21 protein-coding genes are annotated in these 19,756 nt (G+C 62.5%); 20 read left to right on the plus strand and 1 reads right to left on the minus strand.

The features are described from left to right. Positions 1-4: 4 nt before the first annotated feature. Genes I5R65_RS02890 through I5R65_RS02905 form a run of 4 tightly spaced genes read left to right on the plus strand, consistent with a single transcriptional unit; the run spans position 5 to position 2,635 of the window. Positions 5-334: a flagellar protein FliT gene (locus I5R65_RS02890; RefSeq protein WP_180668724.1), complete on the plus strand. Its 330-nt coding sequence runs from the start codon at positions 5-7 to the stop codon at positions 332-334. Between the two features lie 2 nt (positions 335-336). Next, complete coding sequence (locus I5R65_RS02895; protein ID WP_180668870.1) at positions 337-1,521, plus strand: flagellar hook-length control protein FliK; 1,185 nt, start codon at positions 337-339, stop codon at positions 1,519-1,521. Beyond that, a complete protein-coding gene (locus tag I5R65_RS02900; RefSeq protein ID WP_180668725.1) occupies positions 1,508-1,852 on the plus strand; it encodes an EscU/YscU/HrcU family type III secretion system export apparatus switch protein in 345 nt (114 codons plus the stop codon). Before I5R65_RS02895 ends, I5R65_RS02900 begins: the two co-directional genes overlap by 14 nt. A 27-nt stretch (positions 1,853-1,879) precedes the next feature. Then, positions 1,880-2,635: a flagellar brake protein gene (locus I5R65_RS02905; RefSeq protein ID WP_180668726.1), complete on the plus strand. Its 756-nt coding sequence runs from the start codon at positions 1,880-1,882 to the stop codon at positions 2,633-2,635. A gap of 158 nt (positions 2,636-2,793) precedes the next feature. Here I5R65_RS02905 and fliE read toward each other — a convergent pair whose 3' ends face one another. Continuing rightward, entirely contained in the window at positions 2,794-3,150 is a 357-nt protein-coding gene (gene fliE / locus I5R65_RS02910) for a flagellar hook-basal body complex protein FliE (protein WP_180668727.1), read from the minus strand. Between the two features lie 249 nt (positions 3,151-3,399). Here fliE and fliF point away from each other — a divergent pair, with 249 nt between their 5' ends. The 16 genes from fliF (at position 3,400) to I5R65_RS02990 (ending at position 19,729) form a co-directional block, all read left to right on the plus strand. Then, entirely contained in the window at positions 3,400-5,184 is a 1,785-nt protein-coding gene (gene fliF / locus I5R65_RS02915) for a flagellar basal-body MS-ring/collar protein FliF (RefSeq protein ID WP_180668728.1), read from the plus strand. Beyond that, complete coding sequence (fliG, locus tag I5R65_RS02920) at positions 5,177-6,172, plus strand: flagellar motor switch protein FliG (RefSeq protein WP_034338562.1); 996 nt, start codon at positions 5,177-5,179, stop codon at positions 6,170-6,172. The genes fliF and fliG overlap by 8 nt, the downstream gene beginning before the upstream one ends. A gap of 62 nt (positions 6,173-6,234) precedes the next feature. Continuing rightward, positions 6,235-6,936, plus strand: coding sequence for a flagellar assembly protein FliH (fliH, locus tag I5R65_RS02925; protein ID WP_180668729.1), 702 nt, complete (start codon positions 6,235-6,237; stop codon positions 6,934-6,936). A gap of 38 nt (positions 6,937-6,974) precedes the next feature. Next, positions 6,975-8,381 (plus strand): flagellar protein export ATPase FliI, encoded by a 1,407-nt coding sequence (gene fliI / locus I5R65_RS02930; RefSeq protein WP_180668730.1) that lies wholly within the window; start codon positions 6,975-6,977, stop codon positions 8,379-8,381. Between the two features lie 37 nt (positions 8,382-8,418). Beyond that, on the plus strand, positions 8,419-8,859 hold the full coding sequence (gene fliJ / locus I5R65_RS02935) for a flagellar export protein FliJ (RefSeq protein WP_180668731.1): 441 nt from the start codon (positions 8,419-8,421) through the stop codon (positions 8,857-8,859). Between the two features lie 90 nt (positions 8,860-8,949). Next, complete coding sequence (locus I5R65_RS02940) at positions 8,950-10,242, plus strand: flagellar hook-length control protein FliK (RefSeq protein ID WP_180668732.1); 1,293 nt, start codon at positions 8,950-8,952, stop codon at positions 10,240-10,242. 126 nt (positions 10,243-10,368) lie between these two features. After that, a complete protein-coding gene (gene fliL, locus I5R65_RS02945) occupies positions 10,369-10,884 on the plus strand; it encodes a flagellar basal body-associated protein FliL (RefSeq protein ID WP_180668733.1) in 516 nt (171 codons plus the stop codon). A gap of 29 nt (positions 10,885-10,913) precedes the next feature. Then, complete coding sequence (fliM, locus tag I5R65_RS02950; RefSeq protein WP_180668734.1) at positions 10,914-11,918, plus strand: flagellar motor switch protein FliM; 1,005 nt, start codon at positions 10,914-10,916, stop codon at positions 11,916-11,918. Between the two features lie 2 nt (positions 11,919-11,920). Continuing rightward, positions 11,921-12,376, plus strand: a complete 456-nt coding sequence (fliN, locus tag I5R65_RS02955) for a flagellar motor switch protein FliN (RefSeq protein ID WP_180668735.1) — start codon at positions 11,921-11,923, stop codon at positions 12,374-12,376. A 106-nt stretch (positions 12,377-12,482) separates the two neighbouring features. Next, positions 12,483-13,031, plus strand: coding sequence for a flagellar biosynthetic protein FliO (fliO, locus tag I5R65_RS02960; protein ID WP_370460949.1), 549 nt, complete (start codon positions 12,483-12,485; stop codon positions 13,029-13,031). After that, positions 13,015-13,812: a flagellar type III secretion system pore protein FliP gene (gene fliP, locus I5R65_RS02965; protein WP_231395040.1), complete on the plus strand. Its 798-nt coding sequence runs from the start codon at positions 13,015-13,017 to the stop codon at positions 13,810-13,812. The genes fliO and fliP overlap by 17 nt, the downstream gene beginning before the upstream one ends. Positions 13,813-13,831: 19 nt before the next feature. Then, positions 13,832-14,101: a flagellar biosynthesis protein FliQ gene (fliQ, locus tag I5R65_RS02970; protein ID WP_180668736.1), complete on the plus strand. Its 270-nt coding sequence runs from the start codon at positions 13,832-13,834 to the stop codon at positions 14,099-14,101. 45 nt (positions 14,102-14,146) lie between these two features. Beyond that, a complete protein-coding gene (fliR, locus tag I5R65_RS02975) occupies positions 14,147-14,950 on the plus strand; it encodes a flagellar biosynthetic protein FliR (RefSeq protein ID WP_180668737.1) in 804 nt (267 codons plus the stop codon). Positions 14,951-15,086: 136 nt separating this feature from the next. Beyond that, complete coding sequence (locus I5R65_RS02980) at positions 15,087-16,301, plus strand: efflux RND transporter periplasmic adaptor subunit (protein ID WP_180668738.1); 1,215 nt, start codon at positions 15,087-15,089, stop codon at positions 16,299-16,301. Positions 16,302-16,308: 7 nt separating this feature from the next. Beyond that, the gene (locus I5R65_RS02985; RefSeq protein WP_180668739.1) at positions 16,309-18,312 is read left to right on the plus strand and encodes a MacB family efflux pump subunit; all 2,004 of its coding nucleotides are present in this window, start codon (positions 16,309-16,311) and stop codon (positions 18,310-18,312) included. 10 nt (positions 18,313-18,322) lie between these two features. Continuing rightward, positions 18,323-19,729 (plus strand): efflux transporter outer membrane subunit, encoded by a 1,407-nt coding sequence (locus tag I5R65_RS02990; RefSeq protein ID WP_180668740.1) that lies wholly within the window; start codon positions 18,323-18,325, stop codon positions 19,727-19,729. Positions 19,730-19,756 lie beyond the last annotated feature (27 nt).

A 19,756-nucleotide genomic window follows, 5' to 3' on the forward strand; every position in this document is an offset into this window, starting at 1 on the left:
TGATATGAACGGTGACGAAGTCATCGCCATTTACGAGTCGATCTCCCAATTGACCGATGAAATGCTGGCTGCCGCGCGGGCAGCGGACTGGGACCTGCTCGCCGCACTGGAAGCGCAATGTGGCAAGCATATCGCCAACCTGCGCAATTGCGAGGACCATGTGTCCCTTCCCGAGGCACTGCGTCACCGCAAGGTCGACATCATCAAGAAAATCCTCGAAGACGATCGCCACATCCGCAATCTGACCGAGCCGGGATTGCGCAAGCTGTCGGCGCTCATCCAAAGCAACCAAACCGAACAGAAGCTGCTCAATACCTACGGCATGGGTAGTTGAACATGCTGCCGCGGGCCGATATTGCCAGCGCCGTCCAGCCTGTCCACGCAGTTGACGCGGCCACCGCCGTTGTTTCGGTTGCCGATACCCGACAAGAAGCGTTCAGCCGGCTGGCCCAGATCGCCATCGGCCAGCAGATGTCCGGCCGCATCCTCTCGAACTTCAGCGACGGCACTTTCCTGGTACGCATTGCCAATACGGCAGCGCGCATGGTGTTGCCCAACAATGCCAAGGTCGGCGATTCACTGATCCTCACACTGGTCTCGAAGGACCCTCGCCCTACGTTTTCCGTCAACGAAGGCAGCATTCGCACCGACGAAGACAGTGCCGCTGTCGCGCTGAGCAATGCCGGCCGCGCCATGCAGAAGGACCTGAAGTCCCTGCAATTCGTCACTCGCGACGAAAGCGGTGCGGGCCAGATCGCCCAGAACGAGGAAGTCCCGGTCGACGCCAGGGCCAAGTCCCCGGGCCAGGGCGAATCTGGCCCCCCGTCCAGCACCACCACCACGCTCAGCAATGCCGGCCGCCTCATCGGCAGCCTGCTGCACGCCTCGCAGCAAGGCGACATGGCCGATCATGTCAGTGCCCCTGCCCCGTTGCTGGCCAAGCCCAATGTCCCCACCGAACAGATGGCCGGCGCACTCAAGGACGCCATCGCCTACAGCGGTGTGTTCTACGAATCGCACGTATCGGCCTGGGCAGCCGGCCAGCGCCCGGCTGAAGAATTGATGAAGGAACCCCAAGCCCAGGTGGCGGCGCAAAAAGGCGGCGACATCAATCTGCTCAGCCAGAGCGATCCGGCCCAGAACCAGCTTGGACAGTTGATCAATCTGCAACTCAACGCCCTCGAACAGCAGCGGGTGGTCTGGCACGGGCAAGTCTGGCCAGGGCAGCAGATGGAGTGGGAGATCAGCCGGGAGCACGACCAGCCCTCTTCCGGTGCGCACAGCGACGAGGAAGCGGCGCCCACCTGGCACAGCGTGGTGCGCTTCAACTTCGCCCAGCTGGGTAGCGTTTCCGCTTCGATCCGCCTGATCGGGCAGCAGATCCACGTACAAGTCAAAGCCGACAACGAAGCTGCTGCGGCGGCCCTGCGTGGTCAAAGCAGCCTGTTTGCCAACGCCATGGCAGCCGCCGGCACCTCCCTCGACTCCCTGACCGTCAAGCATGCCGATGGAGAAACCTAACATCCCCCTGCAAAATGCCGTCGCGCTGGCCTACAATGGCAGCCAGGGCGCGCCACAGGTCGTGGCCAAGGGCCGCGGCCTGGTGGCCGAAGCCATCATCGCCCGCGCCAAAGAAAGCGGCGTCTATGTTCATGAATCCAAGGAACTGGTTTCCCTGCTGATGCAGGTGGAACTGGACCAGCAGATCCCGCCTGCCCTCTACCGCACTGTGGCGGAATTGCTCGCGTGGTTATATCGTATTGAAAATATGCAATTAGGTGGGTCTGTGATGTATGATACTGCGTTAAATTATTCAAATAATTTCCCAGGGGAAAGCGAGTCCACTCGCTGAATTCAGACGCACAAGACGCACAGATAGATGCCTAACCACGACGATATCGAAGACGACAGTCCCTTCCGGGTTCATTCGCGGCGGGAAATCATCGCCCTGCTGACCAGCATGATGGAGAAGAACCAGCTCCTGAGCCTGCTGATCAAGGGTGGCTCCGAATCCGTGATCACTTCCATACTTGAAGTCGATGCCGATGATGACTCGGTCATCATCGATGCTGCTCCCAGCGCCATGCTCAATGAGAGCATCGTTGCCAGCAAGCGCATCAATTTCGAAGCACTGTACAACAGCATCCGCATCACCTTCGCAGTCGACGGCGCCAGCCAGATCGAGTACCAGAACCGCCCCGCATTCAGGGTGGCCATTCCCGAAAGCCTGGTTCGTCTGCAGCGCCGCGAATATTTCCGCATCCCCACGCCGATTGCCAAGCCGTTGCGCTGCACCTTCCGCGTGACACAGACCGACGGCTCCTTTGCCACCGTGATCACGCTGCTCAACAACATCAGCGCCGGCGGCGTAGGCATCACCGACGAAAAGAAGATCCTGCCTTCGACACCCGGCATGATCTATGAAGATTGCCAGCTGGAACTGGGCGACAACACCCTGGTGTCCGTCAAACTGCAAGTCCGGGATTGCAAGGAATTCAAGATGACCAACGGCAAGGTGGTCAACCGCTTCGGCTGCCAGTTCGTCGACATTCCCCGCACCGTGCTGGCGGCGATCCAGCGCTTCATCACCAAGCTGGAACGCGAGCAGAACGCCAAGGCCTCCGGCATGATGTAATATCGGACGGCACGTCACTGCCTCCGCAACACCCCACCGTACACAAAAAAACACCCCGAAGACCGGATCAGCCGGTTTTCGGGGTGTTTTGCCATGCAAGCCTGCTCACGGCCGGCAAAGCCGACCCGCGCAAGCATTAACCATCAGGCATCAACCGATCACAACTGCATGGTCATGATGTCGCGGTAGGCAGAGACCAGCTTATTACGCACCTGAATACTTGTCTGGAAGGAAATACTAGCCTTTTGTGAAGCGATCATCACATCAGAAAGATTCACACTATCATCACCCATCGCAAAGGCTTGTGACATCTTGGCTGCCGTTTGCTGGGAATCGTTGACCTGATTGATGGCCCCCTTGAGCACATCGGCGAAATCGACGCGCTGCGCCGGCTTTTCGGCCTTCAGGCCACTCTGAATCGGATCGGTAACGCCCTGCGCCCGCGCCGCAGCTGCCTTCAGCTGGGCCACCATCGCCTCGATCTTGCTGGTATCAATCACGCTTTCGATTGCCATTTCCCACCTCTTGAGTTCATCTTGCCGGAGCTACCGGAGCGCAGCACGCACCCCTGCCATCTACAGCAGCACCTTAACACTGCCGCATTGACAAATCGCACCAATAAGCGGGGAATTTGCCATTCTGTTCGGGCGATCAAATTCCCGCTTCCAACGGACAATCCACACTGAGCAAAAAACCTCACAAAGGTAGGCAGTGACTAAAGTCTTTATCAAGCTGGCAATCGCGGGGACGCCAGAGGGGAAATCATGGCGGTAGCAGCCGACGGCACGATGACCGGCGAAACCAATACCACGGGCGACATCAGCAACGCTGAGGGCATGCCCCAGGGCCAACCCGCCCAGGGTGGCATGGTTGGCTATGCCCGCTCGCCGCAAGGCAAACGCATCCTGCTCATCATCGCCGCAGCTGCCACCCTGGCGCTGATGGCCGGTATCTGGCTGTGGAGCCAGAAGGTCGAGTATCGCGTCCTGTTCTCCAACTTCAATGACCGCGACGGCGGCGCCATCGTGGCCTCGCTGCAGCAGATGAACGTGCCCTACAAGTATTCCGAGGGCGGCACGGCCATTCTGGTGCCCGAGAACATGGTGCATGACGCCCGTCTGAAGCTGGCCGCCCAAGGCCTGCCCAAGGGCGGCAATGTCGGCTTCGAGCTGATGGAAAACCAGAAGCTGGGCATTTCCCAGTTCCTGGAACAGGTCAACTTCCAGCGCGCCCTCGAAGGCGAGCTGGCGCGTTCGGTACAATCCCTGTCCTCGGTACAGACTGCCCGCGTGCACCTGGCCTTGCCCAAGGCGTCGGTCTTCGTGCGCGATCAGCAGAAACCCACCGCATCCGTAGTGCTGAGCCTCTACCCTGGTCGCTATCTCGACCAGCAACAGGTCAGCGCCATTGTCCACCTGGTCGCCAGCAGCGTCCCCGAACTGTCGCCGAAGTCGGTCACCATCGTCGACCAGAACGGCAATCTGCTCTCCGACACCACCAAGCAAGCCCAGACCAATACCCTGGACCCGACGCAGCTGAAGTACGTCCAGGACCTGCAGCAGGACATCGTCAAACGTGTCGAATCGATCATCGCGCCCATCGTTGGCAATGGCAACGTGCGCGCCGAAGCGACTGCGGATGTCGATTTCTCCCGTACCGAGCAGGCTTCCGAAGCCTACAAGCCCAACCAGACCAAGGACACCGCTGCCGTTCGCAGCAAGCAGAGCAGCGAAGCCAATAGCGCGACCTCCGGCACCTCCGGCGTCCCTGGCGCACTGACCAACCAGCCACCGGCCCCGGCCACCGCCCCTATCGTCAACCCGGCTGTGGCCAATGGCGCCGCCAACCAGAACGGCACCGCTGCCACGCCCAATGGCGCAGCGCCCGCCCCCACGGCCAGCGGCAACTCGCGCAAGGACGAGACCATCAACTACGAGGTCGACAAGACCGTGCGTTATACCCAGCAACCCATGGGTGGCGTGCGTCGCCTGACGGTAGCCGTGGTGGTGAACTACAAGCGGACCATGGACAACACCGGCAAGATCGTGATGCGTCCGCTGACCGAAGCCGAGCGCAACCAGATCACCGACCTGGTCCGCGAGGCGATGGGCTACAACAAGGATCGTGGCGACTCGCTCAACGTGGTCAACACCCAGTTCAGCACCGACATGGAACCGGAAGTGCCGCTGTGGAAGCAACCGGGCATGATCGAACTGGCCAAGGAAATCGGCAAGTACGTGCTGGTGGCTGCAGTGCTGCTGTTCCTCTACTTCCGCGTGCTGCGCCCCATCGTCTGGAAGCTCTCCGGCCGCGAAGAGCGCGAACGCCTGGCCAAGGAAAAGGCCGAGGCCGAAGCTGCCGCCGCCGCTGCGGCAGTGGCCGCCGGCTTCGATCCGGACGATCCGGATGCCATCGTCAACCTCTCGGGCGAATCCGAAATCGACGAACGCGCCGCCTACAAGGCCAACCTGGAAACCGCCAAGCAGTGGGCCAAGAACGATCCGAAACTGGTGGCAAGCATCATTAAGTCATGGGTGAACAATGAGTAACGACGGCGTTCAGAAAGGCGCCATCCTCATGCTCGCCCTGGGCGAGGATGAGGCCGCCGAAGTGATGAAATACCTGGGCCCGAAAGAGGTCCAGAAGCTGGGCGCGGCCATGTCGGCCCTGCGCAATGTCAGCTTCGAGGAAATCAACGAAGTGCTGGAAGCCTTCGTCGCCGAGACCGGCCAGGCCTCTTCGCTGGGACTGGATTCGGACGAGTACATCCGCAGCGTGCTGACCAAGGCCCTGGGCGACGACAAGGCCACCTCCCTGCTCAACCGCATCCTCGGTGGACGCGACGCTTCCGGCATCGAAAGCCTCAAGTGGATGGACGCGCAGTCGGTGGCCGAACTCATCCGCAACGAACACCCGCAGATCATCGCCACCATCCTGGTCCACCTGGAGCGCGACCATGCCTGCGGTATCATCAACAATTTCACGGAACGTTTGCGCAACGACGTCATCCTTCGTATTGCAACCCTGGACGGCGTGCAGCCGGCCGCGTTGCGCGAACTCAATGACGTGTTGACCAAGCTGCTGACCGGCAACGAAAGCCTCAAGAAGCAACAGATGGGCGGTATCCGTACCGCGGCCGAGATCCTCAACTTCATGTCGGGCGAGAACGAGACTGCGGTGATGAACAACCTGCGTTCCTACGACGAGGACATGGCGCAGAAGATCATGGACGAGATGTTCGTCTTCGAGAACATCATCGACATCGACGGCCGCGGCATCCAGCTGCTGCTGCGCGAAGTCCAGTCCGAGTCGCTGATCGTGGCCCTGAAGGGTGCCTCGCAAGGCCTGCGCGACAAGATCTTCGCCAACATGTCGCAGCGTGCGGCCGAGATGATGAAGGAAGACCTGGAATCCAAGGGACCGGTGCGTCTGTCCGAAGTCGATGCGCAACAGAAGGCCATCCTGCAGATCGTGCGCCGCCTGGCCGACGAAGGCCAGATCGTGCTGGGCGCCAAAGGCGAGGACGCGTTCGTCTGATGCGCTTGACGCCCATCGTGCAGTTTGCTGTCGGCATGCCGGCCTGAGGAGTCAAAGAAGCCATGCGTGCAAAGATCATACCCAAGGAAGAGATGACGCCCTACCAGCGTTGGGAGCTGGCGTCCTTCCACGACGAACCCGAACCGGAGCCCGAACCGCTGCCGGAAGAGGAGGAATTCCTCGAAGAACCGCCGCCGGTACCGCAACTGACCGCCGAGCAGCTGGATGCCATCCGCGAGGCCGCGCGCCAGGAAGGCTTTACCGAAGGCCGCCAGCATGGCCTGCAGGCCGGCCGCTCGGAAGGCTATATGGCCGGATTGCAGCAGGGCCAGCAGGAAATCAACGAAGTCATCCAGCATTTCCGCCAGATCGCGGTCAACTTCAGTACCGAAGTCTCCCAGTGCAGCGAACGCATGGCCCCTGAGATGCTGGACTTGGCGCTAGACCTGGCCAAGTCCATGCTCAAGACCGCCCTGCGCGCACGTCCGGAACTGGTCCTGCCCACCGTCAGCGCCGCCATCCACGCGCTGCCCATCTTGCAACTGCCGGCCAGCCTGGCCCTGCACCCGGAAGACGCCGCGCTGGTACGCGAGCACATGGGCGCAGAACTGGCCCAGCAGGGCTGGAAGATCGACGAGGATCCCCAGATGGACCGTGGCGGTTGCCGTGTCGAAACCCGGACCAACCAGATCGATGCCACCACCCAGACCCGCTGGAAGCGCCTGGGCGAGTCACTCTCCAAGCAGCTCGACTGGCTGGAATGAAGTTGTGCAAGTGATACCGACCTGAACGGGAGCCCCGCATGAACTCCCCGATGCCTTCCCATAGCAGCCTCTGGCAAGCCTATCTGCACAACTGTCGCAGCCTGGTTTCCATGGCTGAGCCGACCATGACCGCCGGCCGCATCACCCGCGTCGCCGGGCTGGTGATGGAAGCGGTCGGACTGAAGCTGCCGGTAGGCAGCCCCTGCAACGTCCCGCTGCCCAATGGCACCATGATCGAAGCAGAAGTCGTCGGTTTCCAGGACGATCGCCTCTTTCTCATGCCGCAAAGCGATGTCGAGGGCATCGTCCCGGGCACCCGCGTCTATCCGGTCGAACCGGTCCGCCCGCCGCCGCGCACCGGCCCCATCAGCTTTACTCCGCGCCGTATCGATGAGCACAGCCGCCGCCTGCCGGTCGGCGACGAACTGCTGGGCCGCGTACTCGATGGCGCCGGCCGTCCACTGGACAATCTCGGCCCGCTGCACACCGAAAGCTCCGCCCCGCTGGGCGTACGCGCCGCCAATCCGCTGGGGCGTGCACCGATCCGCGACATCCTCGACACCGGTATTCGCGCCATCAACACCATGCTCACCGTGGGCCGTGGCCAGCGCATGGGCCTGTTCGCCGGCTCCGGCGTGGGCAAGAGCGTACTGCTGGGCATGATGGCGCGCTACACCAGCGCCGACGTGATCGTCGTTGGACTGATCGGCGAGCGCGGCCGCGAGGTCAAGGAATTCATCGAACAGATCCTGGGGCCCGAAGGCCTGGCTCGTTCGGTGGTGGTGGCCGCCCCCGCCGATACCCCGCCCCTGATGCGCCTGCAGGGGGCAGCCTATTGCACCTCGATTGCCGAATATTTCCGCGATCAGGGCAAGGATGTGCTGCTGATCATGGATTCGCTCACCCGCTATGCCATGGCCCAGCGCGAGATCGCCCTGGCCATTGGCGAGCCGCCGGCCACCAAGGGCTATCCGCCGTCAGTGTTCGCCAAGCTGCCGGCATTGGTGGAGCGCGCCGGCAATGGCGACGAGGGCGGCGGCTCGATCACCGCCTTCTACACCGTACTCACCGAGGGCGACGACCAGCAGGACCCGATCGCCGATGCCGCCCGCGCCATTCTGGACGGGCACATCGTGCTCAACCGCCAGCTGGCCGAGGCGGGCCACTACCCGGCCATCGATATCGAGCAATCCATCAGCCGCGCCATGCACAGCATCACCGATGCCGACCACCAACGCCGCTCACGCCACCTGAAACAGCTGTATTCACGCTTCCAGCGTAACCGCGACCTCATCAGCGTGGGCGCCTATTCCGCCGGCAGCGACCCCATCCTCGACGAAGCCATTGCCTTATTGCCAAGAATGGAAGCCTTTTTGCAGCAAGGCATCCACGAGCAGGCCGATGTATCAGAGAGCTTGAGGCAACTTACCGCTCTATTCGGGTGATTGAGCAGCAGCGCCCAAAAATATAATCTGAGCGATCATGGCTACTCCCTCCGCACTTGATACGCTGATTGAATTGGCGACCAAAGAGACCGACGATGCGACCAAGCGCCTCGGCCGGGCTATTCGCGTGAGTGAAGAAGCACAGCAGAAGCTGGGCATCCTGCAGCAATACCGCGATGACTATGCAGCACGCTTCCAGGAAACCCTGACCAATGGCTTGACCGCCCTGGCCTACCGCAACTTCCAGTTGTTCCTGGAGAAGATCGACAACGCCATCGACGGCCAGCAGGATGTGGTGCAGAGCAGCCAGCAACGCGTGGCTGAAGCTCGCACTGCCTGGCAGGCCTGCGAGCGCAAGCGCATGTCCTACGACACCCTGGCCACGCGTGCCAGGGACAAGGAAATGCGCAAGGAAAACAAGCGCGACCAGAAGTCCATGGACGAGCACGCCGCACGCATCAGCTTCTACAAGCGCTGATCCGGCCTGCGACAGGCAAGCAGTACACGACGACCGCAACGCACAGAGTACGCAGAGCACCGAGTAGCACGTAACCGACAGGCCACCACCATGAACACTTCCCTGCCGCTGTTGAATGTCATTACCGGCTCGCAAGCCGCCACCGGTTCGCGCTCGGGCAATCCGGCCGACAGCTTCACGGCCGACGTCCCCTTCAACCAGGTGCTCAATAGCCAGGTCAGCACGCGCAACCAGGAAAATCAGTCGAAAGACAAGCCACAGGCCGCGCCCGCAGCGACGAACCAGACCGCGCAGAATGACGCTGCCAAGCCGGCAGCAGCGGCCAAGGCCGAATCGAAGTCGGAAGTTGCCGACAAGAGCAAGGACGAGGACGATGCCGACGACGACACCACCACCCCGGCCTCGGCCGAGTTGCTGGCGCTGGTCGCCAACATCGCCCAGAATGCCGTCAAGCCGGTGACCGAGGGCAAAAGCGAAAACACCGAGGGCGACCTGCTGAGCCAGGCCAAGCGCGGCGGCGCAGCGCCATCGCTGGCCGACCAGCATCAGGCCATGATGGAAGACGCCAAACAAGGCAAGATCGACCTGGCGGGCCTACAAAACAGCATGGCCGCCAGCAAGGCCAGGCAGGACAGCGCAGAACTGGCCCGCAAAGGTGCCGCGACCGAGGCCAATGCCCTGGATCAGGCCAGCGACAAGAGCAGCAAGAACGACAAGCCTGCCATCGACCTGGGAAGCGACACCAGCAAGGCCACTCCCAAGGAAGATGCCACTGCCCTGGCCAGCCGCGCCCAGTTCGGCAAGGTGAGTGCGGAAGCCGCACCGGTGGTCAAACAGGACCTGCCGCAGGCCACCGCAACCCCGTTGGTCATGCCTGCCATGCAGCAGGCCCTGGCCGCCAACCAGCCGCAGGCCGTCTTCGGCAGCACCTACACCGACAAGATTCAGCCCAATGTGGGCAGCGCTGGCTGGGATCAGGCGGTCGGCAGCAAGATCACCTGGATGGTCAGCGCCGGCATGCAAAGTGCCTCCCTGACCCTGAACCCGCCCGATCTCGGACCGATGCAAGTGGTCCTGAACGTACACAACCAGCAGGCCGACGCCACCTTCATCACCGCCCAGCCCGAAGTGAAGCAGGCGCTGGAAGCGGCCATGCCCAAGCTGCGCGAAATGATGGACCAGGCCGGCATCCAGCTGGGCCAGGCCACCGTCAATACCGGCATGCCCAATCAGCAGCAAGGCAACAATGGACAGCAGCAAGGCCGCGCTTCGTCAGCATCGGGCAGCTTCGGCAAGGAACAGGACGGCGAGCTGGCCGTCAACGCGACCACCACCACGACCGCCACCAGCAGCGGCGCAGGTCTGGTGGACACCTTCGCCTGAGGCCGGCCGCGACCGACCCACTTACAAAAAATGCAATTTCGTCCGCGCAGGGCTCAACAATGGGATTTCCTTGCCGATAAGCAGATATCCTCGCATTACGCGCTGACGAACTGAAAGGACTAGTAGATGGCAACAAAAGGAAAAGCACCTGCCAAGGGCGCTGAAGCAGATACAGCACCGGCCAAATCCAGCAAGAAGATGCTGTTCATCATCATCGGCGTCGTGCTGGTGCTGGTCGTCGGTGGTGCCGGCGCCTTCTTCATGATGGGCGGCAAGGGTAAAAAGGGCGAGGATCACGCCGAGGAAAAGTCCGAGGCCAAGGCCCCGACCTTCGTGGTCATCGAGCCCTTCGTGGTCAACCTGCAGCAGGAATCCGGCGACCAGTATCTGCAAGTGGCGATGACCCTGCAAGTGCCGGATGGCCAGACCGCCGAAGCGCTGAAGCTTTACATGCCGCAAGTTCGCAGCCGCCTGCTGATGGTGCTGTCCAGCAAGAAGGCTTCCGAATTGCTCACCAGTGAAGGCAAACGCAAGCTCACCGACGAGATCATCGACCAACTGGGCGAACCGTTCTCCGGCAAGGGCAAGGGACCGCAGATCACCGACGTGTTCTACACCTCGTTCGTGATCCAACAGCAGTAACACCGCATCGCAGTCAGAGATTTTCGACCATGGCCGAGCATTTTCTATCACAGGAAGAAGTCGATGCCCTCTTGAAGGGCGTGACGGGAGATGAAGACGAAGAAAAAGTCGTCGAAGAAGCTCCTGGTACGGTACGTACCTACAACCTGGCCACACAGGAACGCATCGTGCGCGGGCGCATGCCCACGCTCGAAATCATCAACGAGCGTTTCGCCCGCCTGTTCCGCATCGGCTTGTTCAACTTCATCCACCGTACCGCCGAGATTTCGGTCGGTCCGGTGAAGGTGTCCAAGTACAGCGAGTTCATTCGCAACCTGGTGGTCCCGACCAACCTGAACCTGGTCCACATCAAGCCCTTCCGCGGTATCGGGCTGGTGGTGTTCGACCCGCAGTTCGTGTTCATGCTGGTGGACAACATGTTCGGCGGGGATGGCCGCTTCCACACCCGCATCGAAGGTCGTGAATTCACGCCCACCGAGCAGCGCATCATCATGCGTGTGCTGGAAATCACCTTCGAGACGTACTCCAAGTCGTGGGAGCCGATCTATCCCATCGAATTCGAGTTCATCCGCTCGGAAATGAACACCCAGTTCGCCAACATCGCAACCCCCAACGAAGTGGTGGTCTCGACCACCTTCACCATTGAACTGGGACCGGTGTCGGGTGAAATCCATATCTGCACGCCCTACTCGATGATCGAGCCCGTGCGGGATCGCCTCACCAGCAGCATGCAGGGTGAGGCACTGGAAGTGGACAAGCGCTGGATCCGCCTGATGAAGCAGCAGATCCAGACCGCCGAGGTCGAACTGATCGTCAATTTTGGCACCGCCCGCGTCAACTTTACCGACCTCCTCCACATGCAGGTGGGTGACGTGATCCCGCTGCAGACCAACCAGACCGTCGAGGCGCAGGTTGATGGCGTGCCGGTGATGGAATGCAGCTATGGCCAGTTCAATGGTCAATACGCCTTGCGCGTGGAAAAACTGCTGTCCATCACCCATCAAGAAACACCGGAAAGCTTTCAAGGAGATTAGTAATGGCTGATGAGAACGTAGCAGGCGCAGGCGCGGCGGAAGACGATCCGTGGGGCGCGGCCATGGCCGAGCAGACCGAGGCCGAAGAAGCGCTGAAAAAAGGTCAGATGGAAGACGAGAAGGGCATCACGGCCGCACCGGCTGCTGCCACCGTCTTCAAGGATCTGAGTGCCCAGGACATCAAGACCAACACCCCCAACGATATCGACTTCATCCTCGATATTCCGGTGCAATTAACCGTGGAACTGGGTCGCACCAAGATCGCCATCAAGAACCTCCTGCAACTGGCGCAGGGTTCGGTGGTGGAACTGGATGGCATGGCCGGCGAACCGATGGACGTACTGGTCAACGGTTGCCTGATCGCCCAGGGTGAAGTGGTGGTGGTGAACGACAAGTTCGGTATTCGCCTGACCGACATCATCACGCCCGCCGAACGCATCCGCAAGCTCAACCGCTAGGCAGGATGGCTTGAGTTTGATGAAACGCATTTCAGCTGCATTCCGCGTCCCGCCTGCAACACATGCGACGGGCAGACCGCATCAGCATCAGTATCGGGCGGGCCTCGTGTCCGCCCTGCTCTTTATTGGCGGCAGCCTGATCATCGGCGCCCAGGCCTGGGCCGACAACGCACCGGTGGCTGGTACAGCCGCTACCACCACCGCCACCACAGCGAACGCAACCAGCGCCCCCCTCACAGCCGTGCCCGCCGTCACTGGCAGCGCCCTGCCCTCGTCCGGCGGCAGCATCTTCACGATGCTGTTCGGACTGGTGGCGGTACTGGCCGTCATGGCGGGCATCGCCTGGCTCCTGAAGCGCTTCGGACTGAGCCAGAACCTGAGTGGTCATGCCGCCGCCAAGGTGGTCGGTGGGGTATCGGTGGGCAGCCGTGAACGGGTGATGGTCATCGAAGTCGGCGAACAGTGGATCGTGGTCGGCGTGGCGCCGGGACGCGTGAACGCCCTGGCCACCCTGCCGCGCCAGGAACTGACGGCGCAGCAGAGCAGCCAGACCGGGGCACCAGCCTTCGCCACCTGGCTCAAGCACACCATGGACAAACGTAATGGCGGCGCCGGCAACGGCAACCGCCCGGGTAATGATGGCAGCACAACCTAAGCCGCAAGGCCTCTTCCGTCTCCTGGCCGCTCATGCCGCCAGTCTGCTGCGCAGCCGCTACTGGTGGCTGGCACTGGCCTGTCTGCCGCTGGCAGCCTCGGCCCAGCAAGGCATCCCCGCATTGAACAGCATGCCCGCTCCGGGCGGTGGCACGAACTATTCGCTGCCGATCCAGACCATGCTGCTGCTCACCTCGCTGTCGTTCATCCCGGCGGCGTTGCTGATGATGACCTGCTTCACCCGCATCGTGATCGTGCTGTCGCTGCTGCGCCAGGCCCTCGGTACGCAATCGACGCCGCCCACCCAGGTGTTGATCGGCTTGTCGCTGTTCCTGACCTTCTTCGTCATGAGCCCGGTATTCGACCGCATCTACACCGAGGCCTACCAGCCCTTCGCGGAAAACCGGATCCAGATGATGGAGGCACTCGACAAGGGTGCCGCGCCGCTCAAGGAATTCATGCTCAAGCAGACCCGCCAGTCCGACCTGGCGCTGTACGTCAAGCTCTCGCGTGGCCCCGCCCTGCAAGGACCGGAAGACGTGCCGCTGCGCCTGCTGGTGCCAGCCTTCGTGACCAGCGAACTGAAGACGGCATTCCAGATCGGCTTTGCCATCTTCATCCCCTTCCTTATCATCGACATGGTGGTGGCCAGTATCCTGATGTCGATGGGCATGATGATGATGTCGCCAGCCATCGTCTCGCTGCCGTTCAAGCTGATGCTGTTCGTGCTGGTGGATGGATGGCAGTTGCTGATCGGGTCCCTGGCCCAGAGTTTCTATTAGCCGCAGGCAAGGACCAACGATGACTCCCGAAACCGTCATGACCATGGGCCGTCAGGCCATCGAGGTGACCCTCCTGATCGCCGCCCCGATGCTGCTCACGGCCCTGGTCATCGGCCTCCTGGTGAGCATCTTCCAGGCTGCTACCCAGATCAACGAACAGACCCTGGCCTTCATTCCCAAGCTGGTGGGCGTGTTCCTGGCCATGATCATTGCCGGCCCTTGGATGTTGAGCGTCATCCTGGACTATATGCACAACATGCTCGCCGGCATTCCTGCCATGGTCCAGTAGCGCGCTTGCCGGGCCACGTGTCCGGCGGCTCCTGACTCCTGACTCATGCTCACCTTCTCCAGCCAGCAACTCTACGCCTGGGTCGCCATGTTCATCTGGCCGACCACCCGTATCCTCGGGCTGCTATCCATCGCACCGCCCTTCGGCAGTGCCAGCGTGCCGATGCTGGTGAAGGTCTTGCTGGGCATCGCCATCGGCGCGCTACTGGCGCCGGATGTGCCGGTGCCGCCGGCCATCGATCCGATGTCGATGACTGGCCTGCTGATCCTGCTGCAGCAGCTGCTCATCGGCCTGTCCATGGGCCTTGCCATGCGGGTGGTGTTTGCCGCCGTCGAGGCCGCGGGCGAACTGACCAGTTCCACCATGGGCCTGTCCTTCGCCGCCTTCTTCGATCCCCAGAGTCAGGGCCGTACGGCCGTCATCAGCCAGGTGCTGTCGCTGTTGGCTACCATGGTCTTCCTCAGCCTGAACGGGCATCTGCTGTTGCTGCAGGTGATGGCCGAAAGCTTCCATACCCTACCCATCACGGGCCAGCCTATCACCACCGAGGGTTTCCACCAGCTCGTCCTGTGGGGTAGCAAGATATTCAGCATGGGGGTGCAGTTGTCGTTGCCGCTGCTGATCGCGCTGCTGATCACCAACTTCGCACTGGGCATCCTGACCCGCGCGGCCCCCCAACTCAACCTGTTCGGGATCGGTTTTTCGATTACCATGCTGTCCGGCTTCATCCTCATCGCCTTTGCCCTGCCCTACATGCTAACTCCCCTGCAACGTTTTCTCTCGGATGGCATCGAGATGGTGCGGCTGCTGGGCAGCGTGCCGCCGGTCAATGCGTTGCCCAGACCGTGAGCAGGCGATGTTGGCTCCCGTGGGATTTTCGCCTGCGTGCGATGGCTCCACATTTACTTCTTCTGACGATCCGGCGACCAGCCTTGCTTCACACTGGCGGCTGCCCGGAACTGACCAAAGCGCGTCCATTTTTCGCATGAATATTGCCACCCTTCGCCGTCCCAAGATCATCATCATCGGTCTCGCCATCCTGCTGGCGGGAGGCTACATCATTAATCGCATGCTCACGCCACCGCCGCCGCCCACGTACCTGAGCGCGACCGCTACCGTGACCGACATCCAGGACGTGGTACTGGCCAGCGGCACCGTCAAGGCCTACAAGCAGGTCAGTGTCGGTGCGCAGGTCTCGGGCCAGATCAAGTCGCTCAAGGTGGTGCTGGGCGAGCGCGTCAAGAAGGGGCAACTGGTGGCCGAGATCGATTCGCTGACCCAGGCCAATACCCTGGCCAGCAGCGAATTCTCGCTGCAGAGCCTGCAGGCGCAGTTGCGCTCCAAGGAGGCCTCCCTGAAACAGGCGCAACTGGCCTACGAGCGCCAGAAAATGATGCTGGCCGGCGACGCCAGCTCACGCGAGAACTTCGAGACCGCCGAAGCCACCCTCAACGCCACCCGTGCCGACATCGCCGGCCTGCAGGCACAGATCAAGGACGGCGCGATCAAGGTCGATACCGCCCGCGTCAATCTGGGCTACACCCGCATCACCGCGCCCATCGACGGCCAGGTGGTGGCAGTGGTGGCGCAGGAAGGCCAGACCGTGAACGCCAACCAGTCCACGCCGACCATCATCAAGGTGGCGCGCATGGATACGGTGACCGTCAAGGCGCAAATCTCCGAAGCCGACGTGGTCCGTGTCAAGCCCGGCCTGCCGGTCTTCTTCACCATCCTGGGCGACCCCGACCATCGCTACCGCACCACCCTGCGTGCCATCGAACCGGCGCCGGATTCCATCCTGCAGGACGACACCTCCACCAGCAGTCTCAGCTCCAGCAGCACCAGTGCCAGCTCTACGGCGATCTACTACAACGGCCTGCTGGATGTCCCCAATCCGGAAGGCAAGTTGCGCATCTCGATGACCACCCAGGTCAACATCGTGCTCTCCGAAGCGAAGAACGCCCTGGTCGTGCCTTCGACCGCGCTGGGCGAGAAGGATGCGCAGGGCAGCTATCTGGTGCGGGTGCTCGACGACCAGGGCCAGGCGCACGATCGGCGGGTCAAGATCGGCATCAATACCAATGCCCAGGTGCAGATCACCGAAGGTCTCAAGGCCGGTGAGCGTGTCGTGACCGGCACTGCCGTGGCCGGTGCCACTGACAGCAGCAGCGAGCGGCGCGGCCCACCGCCGCGCATGTAAGGCCACCATGACCACTGCCCTGCTGCAACTGCGCGGCCTGCGCCGCGATTTTCCGGCCGGTGACGACAGCATCACCGTGCTCAACGACATCAACCTCGATATCGAGGCCGGTGAGCTGGTGGCCATCGTCGGCGCCTCCGGCTCGGGCAAGTCGACCCTGATGAACATCCTCGGCTGCCTGGACAAGCCCAGCGCCGGCAGCTACCTGGTGGCCGGGCGCGAAACCGGCAAGCTCGACGCCGACGAACTGGCGCAATTGCGGCGCGAGCATTTCGGCTTCATCTTCCAGCGCTACCACCTGCTCTCGGACCTGGACGCCACCTCCAACGTCGAGGTGCCCTCGGTCTATGCCGGCCAGGACCCGACGCAACGACGCCAGCGCGCCGCGCAACTGCTGGCCCGCCTGGGCCTGGCCGAACGTAGCCACCACAAGCCCGGGCAATTGTCGGGCGGCCAGCAGCAGCGGGTATCCATCGCCCGCGCGCTGATGAACGGCGGCGACGTCATCCTGGCCGACGAACCCACCGGCGCCCTGGACAGCCATAGCGGCCACGAGGTGATGAACATCCTCAAGGAGCTGCACGCGGAAGGCCACACCATCATCATCGTCACCCACGACATGCAGGTGGCCAGCAATGCCCAGCGCATCATCGAGATCAAGGATGGCGTGATCATCGCCGACCGCCGCAACATGCCCGCAGCCACCGATGCAGAGAGCGGCGTCAGTATCGACGCCAGCACCGAGCAAGGCAGCCACAAACCGCGCCGCCAGCGCAATGAGCGCCAGCAGCATGCTCGGGCCTGGCGCGCCACGCTGGACCGGCTCAACGAGGCGCTGCGCATGTCGCTGCTGGCCATGAATGCACACCGCCTGCGCAGCTTCCTGACCATGCTGGGCATCATCATCGGCATTGCCTCGGTGGTCTCGGTGGTGGCGCTGGGCAGCGGCTCGCGGGAGCAGATCCTGTCCGACATCAGTTCCATGGGGACCAATACCATCGACATCTTCCCCGGCACCGACTTCGGCGACATGAAGTCCGCTGCCATCCGCACCCTCACCCCCGCCGATGCCGCCGCCCTGGCCGAACAGAACTTCGTCGACAGCGTCACCCCGAGCGTGGCCGCGGCCTCCTCGGCGCGCTACGGCAACATCTCGGTCACCGCCACCATCAATGGCGTGGGCGAGCAGTATTTCCGGGTGCGCGGCCTGAAGATGGCGCAGGGCATGGTCTTCAATGACGAGAGCATCCGCCGCTATGCGCAGGAAGTGGTGATCGACGCCAACACCTACAAGAAGCTCTTCCCCAACGGTGGCAGTGCCCTGGGTGAAGTGATCTTCCTGGGCAGCGTCCCATGCCGGGTGATCGGCGTGACGCAAAAGCGCGAGAACGGTTTCGGCAACAACAGCGCCCTCAATGTCTGGGTTCCCTACACCACGGCGATGAGTCGCGTGATCGGTCAACGCTATCTCAGCGGCATCACCGTGCGGGTCAGCGACAACATTCCCAGCGCCGCTGCCGAAGAAGGCATCACGCGGCTGATGACCCTGCGTCACCGCATCAAGGACTTCTACATCTTCAATACCGACAGCATCCGCCAGACCATCGAGAAGGCCACCGCCACCCTGACCCTGCTGGTGTCGATGATCGCGCTGATCTCACTGGTGGTGGGCGGCATCGGCGTGATGAACATCATGCTGGTGTCGGTCACCGAGCGCACCCGCGAGATCGGGGTGCGCATGGCAGTGGGCGCGCGCCAGAGCGACATCATGCAGCAGTTCCTGATCGAGGCGGTACTGGTCTGCCTGGCCGGCGGGCTGCTGGGGGTGTTGCTGGCGCTATCCTTCGGCGCGATCTTCGCGCACTTCGTCAGCAGCTTCCGGATGATCTATTCCACCGCCTCCATCGTCAGCGCCTTTGCCTGTTCCACCCTGATCGGCGTGGTGTTCGGCTTCCTCCCGGCCCGCAATGCGGCGCGCCTGAACCCGGTGGACGCCCTTGCACGCGAATGATTCCATAGCCATGTCCAAGCCTCTTCTCTCCCGTCTTCCCCTGCTGCTGGCACTGGCCCTGCTGGGCGGCTGCAGTTCCCTGACGCGCACACCCTACGCGCCGCCGGTGACCCAGGCGCCGCCGGCCTGGCAACAGGCGCCTGCGGCCGGCACGGTCGATGCCCAGCGCTGGTGGCAAGGTTTCGGCGACGCCGAACTGACGCGCCTGATCGATGAAGTCCTGCGCAAGAACAATAATCTGGCTGCCGCCACCATCAAGGTACGACGCGCCCAACTGTTGGCCGGCCTGGCTGACGATGCCTTCGTCCCGGCGCTCGGCGGGCAGCTCGGCAGCAGCGCCAGCAAGCCCCTGAGCGGCAACAACCGCTCGACCACGCGCCAAAGCCAGAATTCGATCACCCTGTCTTATGAAGTGGATCTCTGGGGCCGCCTGGGCGCCAACTATGACGCGGCCCGCTGGGAAGCCCTGGCGACCGAGCAGGATCGCGCTTCCACCGCGCTGACCATGGTCGGCACCACCGCCAACCTCTACTGGACCGGCGCCTTCCTGAACCAGCGCATCCGCACCGCCGAGCAGAGCATCGATTACGCCCGCAAGACGCTGGAACTGGTCAACACGCAATACGGTGCCGGCGCCGTCTCTTCGCTGGAAGTGCTGACGGCGCAGCAGAACCTGCTGAGCCAGCAGTCCAGCTATACCGACCTGATACGGCAGCGGGTGGAAAACGACAACGCCCTGGCGATTCTTTTCGACAGCCCGCCGGACCAGGCCTTCACGCTACCGCCCAGCCTGCCTGAGCAGCCACTGCCAGCGCTTGAAGCCGGCCTGCCGGCCGACCTGCTAGGGCGCCGACCGGACCTGCGCGCGGCCGAGCTGCGCCTGCGCAGCGCGCTGGCCAATGTGGACCTCACACGACTGGGCTTCTATCCGCAATTGAACCTCACCGGCACGCTTGGCACCAGCAGTGACGCCCTGCTGCGTCTGGTACAGAATCCGATCGCTACGCTGGGCGCCCAACTGACCCTGCCCTTCCTGCAGCAGACGCAGATGAAGCTCAAGGTCGGCGTCTCGCAGGCCGACTATGACAGCGCCGTCACCAACTTCCGCCAGACCCTGTATTCGGCCTTCAGCGATGTCGAAAATGCCCTCGCGGCACGCCAGCAATATGCCAACCAGCAGGCCCTGCTGGTACGTAACCTGGAAGTGGCACAGGCCGCCGAGCGACTGTTCGAACTGCGTTACCGCGCCGGTTCGGTCACCTTGCAGGCCTGGCTGGATCAGCAGGACAAACGACGTACCGCCGAGACCTCCCTGGCCCAGACCCGGCTGAACCAGCTCAAGAACCAGATGACGCTGTACCAGGCACTGGGCGGCGATGCCCGGGCGACTCCACCCGCCATGCCGGCAGCGCAGTAGCAAGCGCACATCCAAAGCAAAAAGGCG

This window comes from Herbaspirillum sp. AP02 (genome assembly GCF_015767275.1).
Classification (GTDB): domain Bacteria; phylum Pseudomonadota; class Gammaproteobacteria; order Burkholderiales; family Burkholderiaceae_D; genus Herbaspirillum.

Excerpts from the sequence above, each read along its gene's own strand:
- fliE (WP_180668727.1), bottom strand. The coding sequence starts at position 3,150 with ATGGCAATCGAAAGCGTGATTGATACCAGCAAGATCGAGGCGATGGTG.
- I5R65_RS02895 (WP_180668870.1), top strand. The coding sequence starts at position 337 with ATGCTGCCGCGGGCCGATATTGCCAGCGCCGTCCAGCCTGTCCACGCA.
- fliL (WP_180668733.1), top strand. The coding sequence starts at position 10,369 with ATGGCAACAAAAGGAAAAGCACCTGCCAAGGGCGCTGAAGCAGATACA.
- fliP (WP_231395040.1), top strand. The coding sequence starts at position 13,015 with ATGGCAGCACAACCTAAGCCGCAAGGCCTCTTCCGTCTCCTGGCCGCT.
- I5R65_RS02905 (WP_180668726.1), top strand. The coding sequence starts at position 1,880 with ATGCCTAACCACGACGATATCGAAGACGACAGTCCCTTCCGGGTTCAT.
- I5R65_RS02900 (WP_180668725.1), top strand. The coding sequence starts at position 1,508 with ATGGAGAAACCTAACATCCCCCTGCAAAATGCCGTCGCGCTGGCCTAC.
- I5R65_RS02990 (WP_180668740.1), top strand. The coding sequence starts at position 18,323 with ATGTCCAAGCCTCTTCTCTCCCGTCTTCCCCTGCTGCTGGCACTGGCC.
- fliI (WP_180668730.1), top strand. The coding sequence starts at position 6,975 with ATGAACTCCCCGATGCCTTCCCATAGCAGCCTCTGGCAAGCCTATCTG.
- fliH (WP_180668729.1), top strand. The coding sequence starts at position 6,235 with ATGCGTGCAAAGATCATACCCAAGGAAGAGATGACGCCCTACCAGCGT.
- fliG (WP_034338562.1), top strand. The coding sequence starts at position 5,177 with ATGAGTAACGACGGCGTTCAGAAAGGCGCCATCCTCATGCTCGCCCTG.
- fliN (WP_180668735.1), top strand. The coding sequence starts at position 11,921 with ATGGCTGATGAGAACGTAGCAGGCGCAGGCGCGGCGGAAGACGATCCG.
- fliR (WP_180668737.1), top strand. The coding sequence starts at position 14,147 with ATGCTCACCTTCTCCAGCCAGCAACTCTACGCCTGGGTCGCCATGTTC.
- fliF (WP_180668728.1), top strand. The coding sequence starts at position 3,400 with ATGGCGGTAGCAGCCGACGGCACGATGACCGGCGAAACCAATACCACG.
- I5R65_RS02980 (WP_180668738.1), top strand. The coding sequence starts at position 15,087 with ATGAATATTGCCACCCTTCGCCGTCCCAAGATCATCATCATCGGTCTC.
- fliJ (WP_180668731.1), top strand. The coding sequence starts at position 8,419 with ATGGCTACTCCCTCCGCACTTGATACGCTGATTGAATTGGCGACCAAA.
- I5R65_RS02890 (WP_180668724.1), top strand. The coding sequence starts at position 5 with ATGAACGGTGACGAAGTCATCGCCATTTACGAGTCGATCTCCCAATTG.
- fliQ (WP_180668736.1), top strand. The coding sequence starts at position 13,832 with ATGACTCCCGAAACCGTCATGACCATGGGCCGTCAGGCCATCGAGGTG.
- I5R65_RS02985 (WP_180668739.1), top strand. The coding sequence starts at position 16,309 with ATGACCACTGCCCTGCTGCAACTGCGCGGCCTGCGCCGCGATTTTCCG.
- fliM (WP_180668734.1), top strand. The coding sequence starts at position 10,914 with ATGGCCGAGCATTTTCTATCACAGGAAGAAGTCGATGCCCTCTTGAAG.
- I5R65_RS02940 (WP_180668732.1), top strand. The coding sequence starts at position 8,950 with ATGAACACTTCCCTGCCGCTGTTGAATGTCATTACCGGCTCGCAAGCC.